Raw genomic sequence first — 16,050 nt, forward strand, 5'->3', positions numbered from 1 at the left:
CGCCATGCACGCCATCAGCTTTATCCAGGACCTGGCCGTGATCATGTTGGTGGCCGGGGTTGTCACCATCCTGTTTCACCGCCTCAAGCAGCCGGTGGTGCTGGGTTACATTGTCGCCGGCTTCATCATCGGCCCTCACACCCCACCCTTCGGCCTGATCCACGACGAAGACACCATCAAGACCCTCGCCGAACTGGGCGTGATCTTCCTGATGTTCTGCCTGGGCCTGGAGTTCAGCCTGCGCAAGCTGTTCAAGGTCGGCGCCACCGCGTTTATCGCAGCCTTCCTGGAAATCATCCTGATGATCTGGATCGGCTACGAGATCGGCCGCTGGTTTGACTGGAACACCATGGACTCGCTGTTCCTCGGCGCGATCCTGGCGATTTCCTCCACCACCATCATCGTCAAGGCACTCAACGACTTGAAGATGAAGAACCAGCGCTTCGCCCAATTGATTTTTGGCGTGCTGATCGTCGAGGACATCCTCGGCATCGGCATCATCGCCTTGCTGTCGAGCATTGCCGTCAGCGGTACGGTCAGCTCCGGCGAGGTGTTCTCCACGGTCGGCAAGCTCTCGCTGTTCATGATCGTAGCGCTGGTCATTGGCATTTTGCTGGTGCCGCGCTTGCTGGCCTACGTGGCCAAATTCGAAAGCAACGAGATGTTGCTGATTACCGTACTGGGCCTGTGTTTCGGTTTCTGCCTGCTGGTGGTCAAGCTGGAATACAGCATGGTGCTGGGCGCATTCCTGATTGGCGCGATCATGGCTGAATCCCGTCAGTTAATTAAGATCGAGCGCCTGATCGAGCCCGTTCGCGACATGTTCAGCGCCATCTTCTTTGTGGCGATTGGCTTGATGATCGACCCACAGATCCTGCTGCAATATGCCTGGCCGATCGCGGTAATCACCGTGGCTGTGGTACTGGGCAAGATGCTGTCCTGTGGCCTGGGCGCGTTTATTGCTGGCAATGATGGCCGTACCTCACTGCGCGTGGGCATGGGGCTGTCACAAATTGGTGAGTTTTCCTTCATCATCGCGGCGTTAGGGATGACGTTGCAGGTGACCAGTGATTTCCTCTACCCCGTTGCAGTGGCGGTCTCGGCGATTACCACATTGCTCACGCCGTACCTGATTCGCGGCGCCGACCCGTTGTCATTGAAGATCGCGGCGGTCATGCCCAAGCGCATGAGCCGAGTGTTCGGCATGTACGGTGAATGGCTGCGCAGCATTCAACCTCAGGGCGAGGGTGCGATGCTGGCGTCGATGATCCGCAAGATCATCTTGCAGGTGGGGGTGAACCTGGCGCTGGTGGTGGCGATCTTCTTTGCCGGCAGCTTTTTTGCGGTGCGCATCGGCGGCTATCTGGAAGGCTGGATCAGTGACCCGAGCTGGCAGAAGGCGTTGATCTGGGGTGGGGCGTTGCTGTTGTCGCTGCCATTCCTGATCGCGGCGTACCGCAAGCTCAAGGCGCTGTCGATGTTGCTGGCGGAGATGAGCGTGAAGCCGGAGATGGCCGGGCGGCATACCCAGCGCGTAAGGCGGGTGATCGCAGAGTTGATCCCGATTCTTTCGCTGCTGGTGATCTTCCTGCTGTTGGCAGCCTTGTCGGCCAGTATTCTGCCGACCAACAAGTTGCTGGTGCTGATCGCCGTGGTCACGGCTGCAGTGGCGGCTGTGCTCTGGCGGTGGTTCATCCGCGTGCATACGCGGATGCAGGTCGCCTTGCTGGAGACGCTGGATAACCACAAGGATACGTCCGAACACTGAGTGAGCGGGCGACTTAGCTTTTTGTGGTGAGCGAGCTTGCTCGCGCTGGGCTGCGTAGCAGCCCCAGTCCAGGCGACGCGCTCTTTCAGGTTTTGCAATGTGAGGCATGGGGCCGCTACGCAGCCCAGCGCGGGGCAAGCCCGCTCACCACGCTAAGCCCGATCACCACAGTAAGCCGGTCACCCTTGGTGCAGGGCTCAGCTTTCCAGCCAGACGTCCCGCGCCCAGTGCCACACCGATTCCCAAGTTTCTTCGGTGACGATTTCTTCTTCGCCGGACCACAGCACCACAGTGCCGTCTTCCTCAACGCAGTAGTAGTCGTCGCCATCCTGGCAGATCGGGATCAGGCTGCGATCAACACCGGCGTCCCAGGCGTTGGCGGCCACGTCCGGCAGGTAGGTGTGGGACTGCGGGTCGGTGACGGTCACCGGCTCCAGGCTGCCGTACACCACGTCGCTGACGGTCAGCAGGAATTCACGGAAGACAAACGGGATGTCGATGAACAATTGTTCCTCGATCTCCACCAGCAAGTCTTCGTCAGGCAGCTCCAGAGGAACCGGGACCGGTTCATTGGCTTCACGCAATTGTTCGATGATTTCTTCCACGGCCGGGATCCTCGTGCTAGATGGCGCGGTTTATAGGGGCGTTTTATACAGTAGCTCGCTATAAGTGCAACCGTGAAATAGAAAACCCCGGACAGGTCCGGGGTTTTTTGTATCTGCTTGCAAGGCGTGCAGGGATCAGCCGTTCTGGCGGATACCGGCGACCAGCCAAGGCTGGTTGTCGCCTTGGGCGCGCTCCATGTTCCAGCTCTCGCTGAACACTTCGCCCTGGTCGAAGCGCGACGTCTTCGACACACCGCTGAAGGTCAGGGTGGCGATAGTCTTGTCGGCGCGATCATCCACACCGTCCAACTGTACGCGCAGGTCGTCAATGTAGGTCGACTGGAAAGCGTCGCCCAGATCGGCGCGTTCGCGCTTGAGGAACTCCAGCAGTTGCGGGGTCACGAACTCGGCGATCTTGTCCATTTCGTTGGCGTCCCAGTGCTGCTGCAGGGACTGGAAGTGGCTGCGGGCCGCTTCGACGAAACGCTCTTCGTTGAACCAGGCCGGTGCGTTGATCACCGGGCGGGCCGCGGCAGGCGCTGGCGAACCACCGAAGATCGAACCCATGGCTGGCTTCTGCTCGAACACTTCACGCTGCATCGGCGCGCCGGCTGGAGCCAGGTGCTCCTGCTGCTTGCGGCGACGGGCGGCGATAAAGCGGAAGACCAGGAAGGCGATGACCGCCATGATCAGGATGTCGAAGATCTGCATGCCCTCGAAGCCGCCGCCCATGAACATGGAAGCGAGCAGGCCACCAGCGGCGATACCGGCCAGAGGGCCCAACCAGCGCGAAGCACCGCCAGCCTTGGCAGCAGCGCCTGCAGCACCGGCTGCGCCTGCGGTGGCCGCAGCACCGCCGGCACCGGCGGATGGGGCCATTTGGCTGGTCTGGTGAGTCGGTGCCGAGCCCATGCTTTTGCCGCCACCAAAGCGTTTGGCGTTGGCGTCGATGCTCATCGTCAGGCCGATGCACAACGCCATGGCGATGCTAAGAAAACGTTTCATAAAGGGAATTCCCATTTGTGGATTGCACGCGCGCCATGTTGCACAGGTGTAGTGACAGTGGCTAGCGGCATAATGTTTCGGGCTTTTGCGTAAGACCGATTCCGAAGGGTCTGTAGGACTAATTACAGATATTGGCCCGAGCGGGTGAAAAACAAGGGAGGGGCGCGATTCTTCACCTGTAGGAGCCCGGCTTGCGGGCGATAGCAATCTTAAGGCCGCTATCGCCGGCGAGCCGGCTCCTACAATAAGGGTGCAGTGTTTCAGATGGCTTCGAGCTTCGCGTAGCGCATCATCAGCCACTTGCTGCCTTCGGCGAAATTCACCTGCACCCGCGCCTGGGCACCGGCACCTTCGAAGTTGAGGATCACACCTTCGCCGAACACCGAATGCCTGACCTGCTGGCCAAGACTGAACTGGGTTTCCGGAATCTCGGAACCGGCAAACATACTGCTGGAGTTCTGTTGCTGGCCCCCGCCGAACGGGCGGCTGACGCTGTTGGACAGGCGCACTTCCTGAATCAACCCCTTCGGCACCTCACGTACGAAGCGAGACACCTTGTTGTAGGTCTCGCTGCCGTACAGGCGTCGGGTCTCGGCGTAGGTCATCACCAGGTTCTGCATGGCGCGGGTGATGCCCACGTAGGCCAGCCGGCGCTCTTCCTCAAGACGGCCAGGCTCTTCCAGGCTCATCTTGTGCGGGAACAAGCCTTCTTCCATGCCCACCAGGAACACGTAGGGAAACTCCAGGCCCTTGGCGCTGTGCAAGGTCATCAACTGAATGCTGTCTTCATGCTCATCGGCCTGGGTGTCGCCGGCTTCCAACGACGCATGGCCGAGGAAAGCGGCGAGCGGGGTCAGCTCTTCATCTTCCTCGGTGTTTTCGAACGCGCGCGCTGCGCTGACCAGTTCCTCAAGGTTTTCTACCCGGGCCTGGCCTTTCTCGCCTTTTTCCGCTTCGTGGTAGGCGATCAGCCCTGACTGTTCGATCACCGTCTGGGTCATCAAGTGCAGGGGCATTTCCGCGCACTTGGCGGCGAGGTTCTCGATCAGCTCGACAAACACGCCCAGCGCCCCGGCAGCCCGGCCGGTCAGGCCTTTATTGGCGATCAGCAAGCGCATGGCTTCCCACATCGACACATCGGCATGGCGCGCGTGGTCACGAATGGCTTCGACTGTCTTTTCGCCGATGCCACGGGCCGGGATGTTGATCACCCGCTCCAGCGCAGCATCATTGCCACGGCCTTCCAGCAAGCGCAGGTAGGCCATGGCGTTCTTGATCTCGGCGCGCTCGAAGAAGCGCTGGCCGCCATAGATGCGGTATGGGATACGTTCGCGCAGCAAAGCTTCTTCCAATACCCGCGATTGGGCGTTGGAGCGGTACAAAATAGCGATGTCGCTGCGCGCCAGACCGGTTTTCAGTGCGCTTTCGATGGTTTCCACCACGTAGCGCGCTTCATCGTGCTCGTTGAACGCTGCGTACAGGTTGATCGCTTCACCTTCGCCGCCGTCGGTCCACAGCTCTTTGCCCAGGCGCCCGGTGTTATTGGCGATCAGGGCGTTGGCCGCCTTGAGAATCCCGGCGGTCGAGCGGTAGTTCTGCTCCAGGCGGATGGTGACCGCGTCCGGGAAGTCTTCGGAATACTGGTAGATGTTCTCGATTTTCGCGCCACGCCAGCCGTAGATCGACTGGTCGTCGTCGCCCACCACCATCAGGCTGTCGCCGCCTTTGGCCAGCAGGCGCAACCAGGCGTATTGCACGGCGTTGGTGTCTTGGAACTCGTCCACCAGGATATGCCGGAAGCGCTTCTGGTAATGGGCCAGCAAGCCAGGGTTGTCACGCCACAGGTCGAGGGCGCGCAGCAGCAGTTCGGAGAAGTCGATGACCCCGGCGCGCACGCAGGCCGCCTCGTAGGCTTCATAAATGCTGCGCATGGTGGCCAGGAACAAATCGCCGCTGGCCTGGATATGTTGCGGGCGCAGGCCTTCGTCTTTCTGGCCATTGATGAACCATTGCGCCTGGCGCGCCGGCCAGCGCTGTTCGTCGAGACCCAGCTCGCGGATCACCCGCTTGACCAGGCGTTGCTGGTCGTCGCTGTCGAGAATCTGGAAGGTCTGGCTCAGGCCTGCTTCCTGCCAGTGCGCCCGCAACAGGCGGTGCGCCAGGCCGTGGAAGGTGCCTACCCACATGCCGGCCGGGCTAATGCCCATCAACTGCTCGATGCGGTGGCGCATCTCGGCAGCGGCCTTGTTGGTGAAGGTCACCGACAGGATGGAATGCGGGGACGCGTTTTCGACCTGGATCAACCAGGCGATACGGTGCACCAGCACTCGGGTTTTGCCGGAGCCAGCACCGGCCAGGACCAACTGACGGCCAACGGGGGCCGCTACGGCCTGGCGTTGGGCATCGTTGAGGGAGTTCAGCAAAAGGGAGAGATCATCGCGCATCGGCGCATTCTAGGGTGCCCGGGTGAGTGGGGCAAATACCAATGCCGGGTGGTCGACGGAAAACCTTCAGGGTGATGACCGGTCGGTCAATGGCCACAGCCCGCGCGGCGTCTCGCTCAAGCCGTCTGGCCCCGGAGATTGCGGCGCATGAGCGTGCAGTTTTTATGACGCAGAGCAGTTTGGCCCAGGCGCTTGCTTGTGTATGCTCCGTCGACGTTTCGGGCTCACCATTATAAGAACACTGCCTATGACCCTCAGCACCGATCTGCTCGGCCCCTCGGCGGCGCCCGCGCAGGTTCTTCGCAAACACTACGCCACGGAGATGGCGGTCGAGCGCACGCGCCTTTTGTATCAAGGCTCGCTGTTGCCGACCCTGTTGATGTTGGTCAATGGCCTGGTCTGCGCCTGGCTGCTCTGGAACCCCAAGCAATACCTGCTGGACAGCATTTGGTTGGTCTGGCTGCTGGCCCTGGTGGCAATGCGCGTGATCCAGGTGGCGGCGTTTGACTCCGCCATGCCCAGCCGCCAGGCCCAGCCCGTTTGGCGACGCATGTTTATGCTCGGCTCGGCGGTCAGCGGCCTCACCTTGGCCACCGCCGCCATCGCCCTGGTGCCCGTGGACAGTTTTATGCAGCAGGCCTGGGTGTTCGGCCTGATCGGCGCGGCGACTCTGTCGGCCAGCGTGGCATACGCCGTGAGCCTGCCAGCGTTTTTGTCGTTCGCCTTGCCATGCCTGGTGCCCGCCATCATTTACCTGTTCTGGAGCGGCGACCCACAGCAACGTGGCTGGGGCGTACTCGGCCTGATCCTGCTGGCGTCCTTGAGCCTGGTGGCGTGGCAGGTCAATCGCCTGATCCAGCGCGGGCTGCTGAGGCGCTTCCAGAACCAGGCGCTGATCGAGCACCTGCAACAGGCGCAGCAGCGCAGCGAGCAACTCAATCAGGAGTTGGTGCGCGAAGTCGAACAACGTCGTCAGGTCGAGCAAGAACTGCGCGAAGCCCAGATCGGCCTGCAAGACCGCGTGGCCCAACGCAGCCAGGAGCTAGATGCCGCCAGCCTGGCCCTGAATAAAAGCGAAGCGCGCCTGGCCATGGCCCTGCAAGCCAGTGAGTTGGGCCTGTGGGACTGGAACCTGCAAACCGACGAAGTCCACCACACCCAGCTCAAGGAACTGTTCGGCCTGGAGCCGGAATACGTCACGGCGATGCTCAGCCACCTCAAGCCGCGCCTGCATCCCGAAGACCTGCCGCTGCTCAAGCGTGCCTTGGTGGAACACCTTAAGGGTCGCAGCGAGGACTACTTGGTGGAATACCGCGTGCGCCACGGCGATGGGCACTGGGTGTGGATCGAAGACCGTGGCCGCGCCGTAGAGCGCGCGCCCAGTGGGCGGGTGACGCGCATGCTCGGTACACGCCGCGATATCACTGCCGGCAAGGCCCTGGAAGAACAGCAGCGTTTGGCATCGACGGTATTCGAGGCCGCCAGCGAAGGGATTGTGATCCTTGATCCGGACTACAAGCTGATTGCGGTCAACCAGGCGTTCAGCCGCGTCACAGGCTTTGAAACCGACGACATGATCGGCCGCAATGTGGTCGAACTGCCCAGCAGCCGCGATGCACGTCGCCACTTCCCGGTGATCCGCCAGGCGTTGCTCAGCCACGGCACTTGGCAGGGTGAGCTGGTGGAAACGCGCAAGAACGGCGAGCTGTACCCGCAGTGGCTGCAATTGAATGTGGTGCGCGATATCCGGGGCAACGTCAGCCATATCGTGGGCTTCTTCGCCGATCTCTCGGCGCGGCGTGAGTCCGAAGAACGCATGCGCTACCTCACTCATTACGATGAATTGACCGGCCTGGCCAACCGCTCGCTGTTCCGCGAACGGCTGCGCGAGGCCCACCAGCGTGTGCGCCAGGGCGGGCGCAGTTTGGCGTTGCTGCACATCAACCTGGACCGTTTCAAGCTGCTCAATGACAGCCTTGGCCATGAAGTCGCCGACCAGTTGCTGCAGAAAATGGCGCGCCGCTTGATCAACGCCTTGCCCGAGGCCGACACCATTGCCCGCCTGTCCGGGGATGAGTTTGCCGTGTTGTTCGACGCCTACGGCAACCTGTCGAGCCTGGCGCGCGTCGCTACGCGGCTGTTGGCCAAGCTGCGGGTGCCGGTGACGGTGGAAGGGCATGAACTGGTGGTCAGTGCTTCGATGGGCGTCAGCCTGTTGCCGGACAATGCGCGGGAAATTTCCGCGCTGGTCAGCCAATCGAACATGGCCATGCAGCACGCCAAACACCTGGGCGGTAACAACTTCCAGTTCTACACCGACAGCCTGCAAGCCAGCACCTTGGAGCGCTTGCAGCTGGAAAACCACCTGCGCAAGGCCATCGAAGAACGCCAGCTTTCAGTGTTCTATCAACCCAAGCTGTGCCTGGCCACCGGCAAGCTGAATGCGGCCGAGGCGTTGATCCGCTGGGAGCATCCGCAGTGGGGCATGGTGCCGCCGGGAGACTTTATCGGCCTGGCCGAAGAGACCGGCCTGATCGTGCCGCTGGGCGAGTTCGTGCTGCGCCAAGCCTGCTGGCAGGCGTGTGAATGGCAGCGTCAAGGGCTGGCGCCGATCCGGGTCTCGGTGAACCTTTCGGTGCATCAACTGCGCCAGGGCAAGCTGGTCAGCCTGGTGCGCCAGGTGCTCGAAGAAACCGGCCTGGACCCGCAATACCTCGAATTGGAGCTGACTGAAAGCCAATTGCTCGACAGCGTCGAACATATCATCGCCACCTTCCAGCAACTGCGCGACCTGGGGGTGAAGCTGGCGATCGACGATTTCGGCACCGGTTATTCGTCCCTCAGCTACCTCAAGCGCATTCCTGTGGATTACGTGAAGATCGACCAGACCTTCATCCGTGGGCTGGGCCAGGGGCGTGAAGACGCTGCCATCACCCGCGCGATCATCGCCATGGCCCACGGGTTGGCGCTCAAGGTGGTGGCCGAAGGCGTGGAAGACCAGCAGCAGTTGGATTTCCTGCGCGGGGAGCGTTGTGACGAAGTGCAGGGCTATTTGATCAGCCGACCGATGCAGGCTGAAGGGCTGGCGGATTTGTTACGGGAAAATGCAGATTTTCCTGCGTGACACCAAGGCCGCCCCTGTGGCTACAACTGCGCCGCCCTTAGATTCAAAGGCGGGCAGGGCGATTTAGTGATGCGTCGGACGGGCAAAACGGCAATTCTTGTAGTATAACTACAAGCTTGCTACATCCTTGGCCCTGCCCATAACAAGAGTCCTGCCCTTTGAACCTGTTGCAACATATCGCCCAGTCGCGCCACCTGTTACGCAAATCGGAACTCAAGGTTGCCGATCACGTGCTGCTTGACCCTGCGGCTGTGATGCACAGTTCCATGGCCGACCTGGCCCACAGCGTGGGCATCAGCGAGCCGACCATCGTGCGCTTCTGCCGCGCCATCGGTTGCTCCGGGTTCCAGGACTTGAAACTCAAGCTGGCCCAAAGCCTGGCGGCCGGTGCGAGCTTTGGGCAATTCGCGATCCATGAAGACGACTCTGTCGCTGACTACAGCCTGAAGATCTTTGACACCACCCTGCACACCCTGATGGAAGTGCGCGAGAAGCTCGACCCGGTGGAATTGCAAAAGGCCGTGACGGCCATGTCCCAGGCCCAACGCGTCGAGTTCTATGGCTTTGGTGCCTCCGGCGCGGTGGCTGCCGATGCCCAGCACAAATTCTTCCGCTTGCTGCTCACCGCAGCGGCCTACAGTGATCCGCACATGCAGGCCATGTCGGCGGTAACCTTGAAGCCCACCGACGTCGCCATCTGCATTTCCCAATCGGGGCGTTCCAAAGACCTGCTGATCACCGCCAACCTGGTGCGTGAAAGCGGCGCTTCGCTGATCACCTTGTGCCCGAGCCAGACGCCGTTGGCGGAACTGTCCACGGTCAACCTGGCCATCGATGTGCACGAAGACACCGAGATCTACACGCCGCTGACCTCACGCATTGCCCACCTGGTGGTGATCGACGTGTTGGCGATGGGCGTGGCCATGGCGCGCGGGCCGAGCCTGGTCAACCACCTCAAGAGCGTGAAGCGCAGTCTGCGCAGCCTTCGCCTGTCACCCAAGTCCGTCAAAGCCCTGGATGACTAAAGCGGTACACAGAGCAAAATGTGGGAGGGGCAAGCCCCCTCCCACATTTGGGTCTCCTGCGAACCCAGAATCTTCATCAGGCTGTCATCGCTGCGTCATCGCCCAGGGCCATCCTGAACTCCCCGTACTCGCATTGGGAGACTCCAAATGGCCCGGCACTACGAAGAAAGCAGCAGCTCCGTCAAAACCCGTCGTCAGCAGGAAGACCAGCGCCGCATGGCGTTCCGTCGCGCAATCGAAGACCGTTGCGAGGAGCGCCAGTTGCTCCAAAGCATCACGGATTACCCGGAACTCCACTGGCAGGCACCCGCGGCTGCCCAGCGAAGCGCTCAGCCAGCGCGCTGATCTGCACCCGCTCGCTGCGGATAAAGCCCAGGAACGCATGGGCCACCGGTGACAGGCGCTTGGCCTTGGCCTGCACCAGGCACCAACTGCGGTACAGCGGCAGCTCTTCCACCGGCAGCTCCTTGAGCCCGCCGGTGGCCAGCTCCATGTTGACCGCGTGACGCGTCAGCAGGGCCACGCCCAACCCCGCGCATACACATTCACGCTGCGCCTCGGCCGAGGCCACTTCCACCGTCTGGGTGAAGTGCACGCGTTTCTCCTTGAAATACTCCTCGCACGCCAGTCGCGTACCGGAACCCGGTTCGCGCACCAGCAGTGTGTAGGGTTCCAGATCCTGCAGGCGCAGCGGCCCTTGCAGGCTCAGCGGGTGATCGGGTGGCGCCACGGCGACGATCGGGTTGTTGAGGAACGGCAGGAATTCCAGGCCCATGTCCTGGGGCACCATGGACATGATCACCAGGTCGTCACGGTTGTCCGACAGCCGTCGGATCACCTGGGCGCGGTTCACCACGGTGAGGTGCAACTGCACCTCCGGATGCTGGCGCTTGAAGGCCGCAAACAGGTGCGGCACGAAGTATTTGGCGCTGGATTCAATCGCCAGTTTCAGCTGGCCTTGCAACGAGCCCTGCATGTCCGAGAGCTGCATGTCGAGGTTTTCCAGGCGCCCGAAAATATCGCGACTGGCGCGCTGCAAGGCCTCGGCGGCCTCGGTCATGTAGAGCTTTTTGCCGACGTAATCGAACAGCGGCTGGCCAATCAGCTCTTCCAACTGGCGAATTTGTAGGCTCACGGCAGGTTGTGTGAGGGACATTTCCTCGGCAGCGCGGCTGTACGAGCGCAAGTCACACACTTCATTGAAGATCTGCAGTTGACGTAATGTCATACGCATCAATGACTTACGCATTATTTCAATCCTTTTGCCAGCGGCTGTCGAGCCAACTATAAGTCTTTACTTATGCACGACCCAATAATTATTGATTTTTGTTAATCCCTCTGCAGGCTTAGTGTGTGTCTCGCGACTGTCATGAAACATTTGGTCACGCGCCGACCCGGGTCTAGTGGGTCGAAGAACGCAGCAATCGGCTCAAGGGAATTTCCAAGTGATAAAAAAGATCCTGATCGCCAACCGTGGTGAAATTGCCGTACGAATCGTGCGTGCCTGCGCCGAGATGGGCATTCGCTCGGTCGCGGTCTACTCCGACGCCGACCGCCACGCGTTGCACGTCAAACGTGCCGACGAAGCCCACAGCATTGGTGCCGAGCCCCTGGCCGGCTACCTGAACCCGCGCAAGCTGGTGAACCTGGCGGTGGAAACCGGTTGTGATGCGCTGCACCCCGGCTACGGTTTCCTGTCGGAAAACGCCGAGCTGGCGGACATCTGTGCCGAACGTGGTATCAAATTCATTGGTCCCTCGGCCGAAGTGATTCGCCGCATGGGCGACAAGACCGAAGCGCGCCGCAGCATGATCAAGGCCGGTGTGCCGGTCACGCCGGGCACCGAAGGCAACGTCGCGGATATCCACGAAGCCCTGACCGAAGGCGACCGCATTGGTTACCCGGTGATGCTCAAGGCCACTTCCGGTGGCGGTGGTCGCGGTATCCGTCGCTGCAACAGCCGTGAAGAACTCGAACAAGCCTTCCCCCGTGTGATTTCCGAGGCCACCAAGGCTTTTGGTTCGGCGGAAGTGTTCCTGGAAAAATGCATCGTCAATCCCAAGCACATCGAAGCGCAGATCCTCGGTGACAGCTTTGGCAATGTGGTGCACCTGTTCGAGCGCGATTGCTCGATCCAGCGCCGCAACCAAAAGCTCATCGAAATCGCCCCAAGCCCGCAATTGACCCCTGAGCAGCGTGCCTACATCGGCGACCTGTCGGTGCGTGCCGCCAAGGCCGTGGGGTACGAGAACGCCGGCACCGTGGAGTTCCTGCTCGCCGAGGGCGAGGTGTACTTCATGGAGATGAACACCCGGGTGCAGGTGGAACACACCATCACCGAAGAAATCACCGGGATCGACATCGTCCGCGAGCAGATCCGCATCGCCTCCGGCCTGCCGCTGTCGGTGAAACAGGAAGACATCCAGCACCGTGGTTTCGCGTTGCAGTTCCGTATCAACGCCGAAGACCCGAAGAACAACTTCCTCCCGAGCTTCGGCAAGATCACCCGTTACTACGCACCTGGCGGCCCCGGCGTGCGCACCGACACGGCGATCTACACCGGCTACACCATCCCGCCGTTCTACGACTCCATGTGCCTGAAGCTGGTGGTGTGGGCGTTGACCTGGGAAGAAGCCATGGACCGCGGCCTGCGTGCCCTGGACGACATGCGCCTGCAAGGCGTGAAGACCACCGCCGCCTACTACCAGGAAATCCTGCGCAATCCGGAATTCCGCAGCGGCCAGTTCAACACCAGTTTCGTGGAAAGCCACCCTGAGCTGACCAACTACTCGATCAAGCGCAAACCCGAAGAGCTGGCCCTGGCCATCGCCGCCGCCATCGCCGCCCACGCAGGCCTGTGAGGAATACAACAATGACTAAGAAGATTTTCGTAACCGACACCATCCTGCGCGACGCCCACCAATCGCTGCTCGCCACTCGCATGCGCACCGAGGACATGCTGCCGATCTGCGACAAGCTCGACAAAGTCGGCTACTGGTCCCTGGAAGTCTGGGGCGGCGCGACCTTCGACGCCTGCGTCCGCTTCCTGAAAGAAGACCCGTGGGAGCGCCTGCGCAAACTGCGTACCGCGTTGCCCAACACGCGCTTGCAGATGCTGCTGCGTGGCCAGAACCTGCTGGGCTACCGCCACTACAGCGACGACGTGGTCAAGGCGTTCGTGGCCAAGGCGGCCGTGAATGGTATCGACGTATTCCGCATCTTCGACGCCATGAACGACGTGCGTAACCTGCGCGTGGCCATCGAAGCGGTGAAAGCCGCCGGCAAACATGCCCAAGGCACCATCGCCTACACCACCAGCCCGGTGCACACCGTCGAGGCCTTCGTGGCCCAGGCCAAGCAGTTGGAAGCCATGGGGTGCGACTCGATCGCGATCAAGGACATGGCTGGCCTGCTGACCCCGTACGCCACCGGTGAATTGGTCAAGGCACTGAAAGCCGAGCAGACCCTGCCGATCTTTATCCACTCCCACGACACGGCCGGCCTGGCCGCGATGTGCCAACTCAAGGCCATCGAAAACGGTGCCGACCATATCGACACGGCCATCTCCAGCTTCGCCTGGGGCACCAGCCACCCAGGTACCGAGTCGATGGTCGCGGCCCTCAAAGGCAGCGAATTCGATACCGGCCTGAGCCTGGAACTGCTGCAAGAGATCGGCCTGTACTTCTACGCCGTGCGCAAGAAGTACCACCAGTTCGAAAGCGAATTCACCGCCGTCGACACCCGTGTGCAAGTCAATCAGGTGCCGGGCGGGATGATTTCCAACCTGGCCAACCAACTGAAAGAGCAGGGCGCCCTCAACCGCATGGGTGAAGTGCTGGCCGAGATTCCGCGTGTGCGTGAAGACCTGGGTTTCCCGCCGCTGGTGACCCCAACGTCGCAGATCGTTGGCACCCAGGCGTTTTTCAACGTACTGGCCGGCGAGCGCTACAAGACCATCACCAACGAAGTGAAGCTCTACCTGCAAGGCGGCTACGGCAAGGCGCCGGGCACCGTGAACGAGAAACTGCGTCGCCAGGCCATCGGCAGCGAAGAGGTGATCGACGTACGTCCGGCCGACCTGCTCAAGCCGGAAATGACCAAGCTGCGCGGCGAAATCGGCGCGTTGGCCAAGTCCGAAGAAGACGTGCTGACCTACGCCATGTTCCCGGACATCGGGCGCAAGTTCCTCGAAGAACGCGACGCCGGCACCCTGGCGCCGGAAGTGCTGCTGCCGATTCCTGAAGCCGGCGGTGTGGCGCGTGCCGGTGGCGAAGGCGTGCCGACCGAGTTTGTCATCGACGTGCACGGTGAAAGCTACCGCGTGGACATCACCGGTGTGGGCGTGAAGGCCGAAGGCAAACGCCACTTCTACCTGTCTATCGATGGCATGCCGGAAGAAGTGGTGTTCGAACCGCTCAACGAATTTGTCAGCAGCGGCGGCAGCAAGCGCAAGCACGCCACCGAGCCGGGCCATGTGAGCACCGCGATGCCGGGCAATATCGTTGATGTGCTGGTCAAGGAAGGCGACGTGGTCAAGGCCGGCCAGGCTGTATTGATTACCGAAGCCATGAAGATGGAAACCGAAGTGCAGGCAGCGATTGCCGGCAAGGTGACCGCCGTTCACGTGGCCAAGGGCGACCGGGTCAACCCTGGCGAAATCCTGATTGAAATCGAAGGCTGATCAAGCCTTCGACACTACCGCTTAATCCTCGGGGGGGCAGGTGCCCCCCTTTTTTTTCGCCTGGGGTTTATCGGCCGCCGAGGTCGGGTTCAGAACATCACGCGCCATCGCCCCATCAGCCCATGGTTGCGGCTGTGTGTGCCGCTTTCACCGGTGTAGGCCAGGCCGACCGTGTGTTCGTTCGACAATGCCAGATCCAGCCCCGCCTGCAAGTTGAGGCTGTTGCGGTCCAGGGCGGTGCCGTTGATGGTGAAGTCTGTACCGAAGCCCGCCGCAGTGCGAAAGGACTGGCTGACCTGGCTGTCGACGTTGCCATAGAGGTGTTTCCAGTGAGTGCTCACGTAAGGCGTGAGGCTCATCCGGTTATCGAAACGGTACACCGTGGCCAGGCGCAGGCCGAGGGTGCTGTTCAGGTTTTGCTGGGTTTGTGGGCCAACGTTCAGTGCGGTCAGGCCACCCTGTTCCTTGAAACGTTCGCGGTAGTAGCGCTGGTAACCGAGGCCGGCGAAGGGTTCGACGCTGATGTCCCCGTTGCCCAGTTGGTAGCCCCATTCGGAAAACACATTTTGGCTCTGCGCGTCATAGCTGCCTTTGAGCGATTCCTTGTAGTCCACAAGCTGAACAGCGCGGGTGTTCTGCCCGGCGTGGCTGCTATAGATTGCCCCCAGGCGCATGGACAACGGGCCATCCTGGCGAACGGCGTAACCGCCCAGGTGCCAGCTGTCCAAGTCGGCGGAAAAGCGTTGGGCATCCAGGTCGCTGGTGGATTTAGCGCCCATGACGCCGACACGCCAGGCATGGTCGAGCGCCCAATCGGCCCCCAGCATCAAGCCCTGGGTGCCGTAGTTCAGGCCGGCACTGCCACCCTGTTTGTCCAGGCTGCCTTCGTCGGACAGGCCCTGCACCCAGAAGTGGCCATCCTCGTCCGTGGGCCGTGTGCGCAGCACCGATAGCAACTGGCCGCTGATCTGCTCGGTGGTGGCTTGGGTAGCCGCCGCGAGGTTGGCGTTCTGGCTGCCGGCCAACTGTTCCAGGGCCATGCCGAACTCGCCAGGTCGTTTGGCAAGCGCAGCGTCAAGCTTCTCCAACGCCTTGATCTGCTGGGAGCTCAACTGGCCGGATTCCAACAAGCGCTTCAGTGCGGGCTCAAGCATCCTGGCAACCTGGCGACCGTTGTCAGTGGTTGCCCGACGCGTGAGGTGGTTGTCCAGAGAAGAGGTTTCAGTGACGGGTGCGTAAAACCAGTAGTCGTAGGGCAGATCCAGTGGGAACTGAAAGGGCATGACGGCATGGGACAGTTGCGCACTGACGACGCCTAGTGCGAGCGTGATAGCGCGTGTGAGTTTCTTGACTGAAAAGGGCATGAATTCCCGGCCTCTGATGAATGAGGCCAGGAAT

Annotated in this window: 11 protein-coding genes; 6 read left to right on the plus strand and 5 right to left on the minus strand. The window is 61.3% G+C overall.

All coding sequences use genetic code 11. The annotated features are described in order from the left end of the window. The first annotated feature begins 4 nt into the window (after positions 1-4). Complete coding sequence (locus CWC48_RS10875; protein ID WP_100491857.1) at positions 5-1,768, plus strand: cation:proton antiporter; 1,764 nt, start codon at positions 5-7, stop codon at positions 1,766-1,768. A gap of 197 nt (positions 1,769-1,965) precedes the next feature. Here the strand turns inward: CWC48_RS10875 and CWC48_RS10880 are convergent, their stop codons facing one another. The 3 genes from CWC48_RS10880 to uvrD all read right to left on the minus strand — a co-directional run bounded on the left by CWC48_RS10880 (position 1,966) and on the right by uvrD (position 5,822). After that, complete coding sequence (locus CWC48_RS10880) at positions 1,966-2,373, minus strand: SMI1/KNR4 family protein (protein ID WP_010207624.1); 408 nt, start codon at positions 2,371-2,373, stop codon at positions 1,966-1,968. A gap of 135 nt (positions 2,374-2,508) precedes the next feature. Further along, positions 2,509-3,378, minus strand: coding sequence for a Tim44 domain-containing protein (locus tag CWC48_RS10885; protein WP_078050797.1), 870 nt, complete (start codon positions 3,376-3,378; stop codon positions 2,509-2,511). 260 nt (positions 3,379-3,638) lie between these two features. Next, positions 3,639-5,822: a DNA helicase II gene (gene uvrD, locus CWC48_RS10890; RefSeq protein WP_100491858.1), complete on the minus strand. Its 2,184-nt coding sequence runs from the start codon at positions 5,820-5,822 to the stop codon at positions 3,639-3,641. Between the two features lie 247 nt (positions 5,823-6,069). On the opposite strand from uvrD, the gene CWC48_RS10895 reads away from it, so the two are divergent. From CWC48_RS10895 to CWC48_RS30535, 3 genes are all read left to right on the plus strand, one after another. Next, complete coding sequence (locus tag CWC48_RS10895) at positions 6,070-8,946, plus strand: EAL domain-containing protein (RefSeq protein ID WP_099493257.1); 2,877 nt, start codon at positions 6,070-6,072, stop codon at positions 8,944-8,946. A 158-nt stretch (positions 8,947-9,104) separates the two neighbouring features. Beyond that, the gene (gene hexR / locus CWC48_RS10900) at positions 9,105-9,971 is read left to right on the plus strand and encodes a transcriptional regulator HexR (protein ID WP_003177007.1); all 867 of its coding nucleotides are present in this window, start codon (positions 9,105-9,107) and stop codon (positions 9,969-9,971) included. Between the two features lie 147 nt (positions 9,972-10,118). After that, entirely contained in the window at positions 10,119-10,316 is a 198-nt protein-coding gene (locus tag CWC48_RS30535; RefSeq protein ID WP_078050795.1) for a PA3496 family putative envelope integrity protein, read from the plus strand. Here the strand turns inward: CWC48_RS30535 and CWC48_RS10910 are convergent. After that, positions 10,246-11,220 (minus strand): LysR family transcriptional regulator, encoded by a 975-nt coding sequence (locus CWC48_RS10910; RefSeq protein WP_078050794.1) that lies wholly within the window; start codon positions 11,218-11,220, stop codon positions 10,246-10,248. The two genes, CWC48_RS30535 and CWC48_RS10910, sit on opposite strands and share 71 nt — an antisense overlap. 196 nt (positions 11,221-11,416) lie before the next feature. Here CWC48_RS10910 and CWC48_RS10915 point away from each other — a divergent pair, with 196 nt between their 5' ends. Beyond that, positions 11,417-12,832 (plus strand): acetyl-CoA carboxylase biotin carboxylase subunit, encoded by a 1,416-nt coding sequence (locus CWC48_RS10915; RefSeq protein WP_003195732.1) that lies wholly within the window; start codon positions 11,417-11,419, stop codon positions 12,830-12,832. An 11-nt stretch (positions 12,833-12,843) separates the two neighbouring features. Continuing rightward, positions 12,844-14,652: a sodium-extruding oxaloacetate decarboxylase subunit alpha gene (oadA, locus tag CWC48_RS10920; RefSeq protein ID WP_100491859.1), complete on the plus strand. Its 1,809-nt coding sequence runs from the start codon at positions 12,844-12,846 to the stop codon at positions 14,650-14,652. An 89-nt stretch (positions 14,653-14,741) separates the two neighbouring features. Here the strand turns inward: oadA and CWC48_RS10925 are convergent, their stop codons facing one another. Continuing rightward, entirely contained in the window at positions 14,742-16,016 is a 1,275-nt protein-coding gene (locus tag CWC48_RS10925) for an autotransporter domain-containing protein (protein WP_100491860.1), read from the minus strand. Positions 16,017-16,050: the final 34 nt, after the last annotated feature.

It is taken from the genome of Pseudomonas sp. S10E 269, assembly GCF_002798465.1.
In the GTDB taxonomy this organism is placed as follows: Bacteria; Pseudomonadota; Gammaproteobacteria; order Pseudomonadales; family Pseudomonadaceae; genus Aquipseudomonas; species Aquipseudomonas pergaminensis.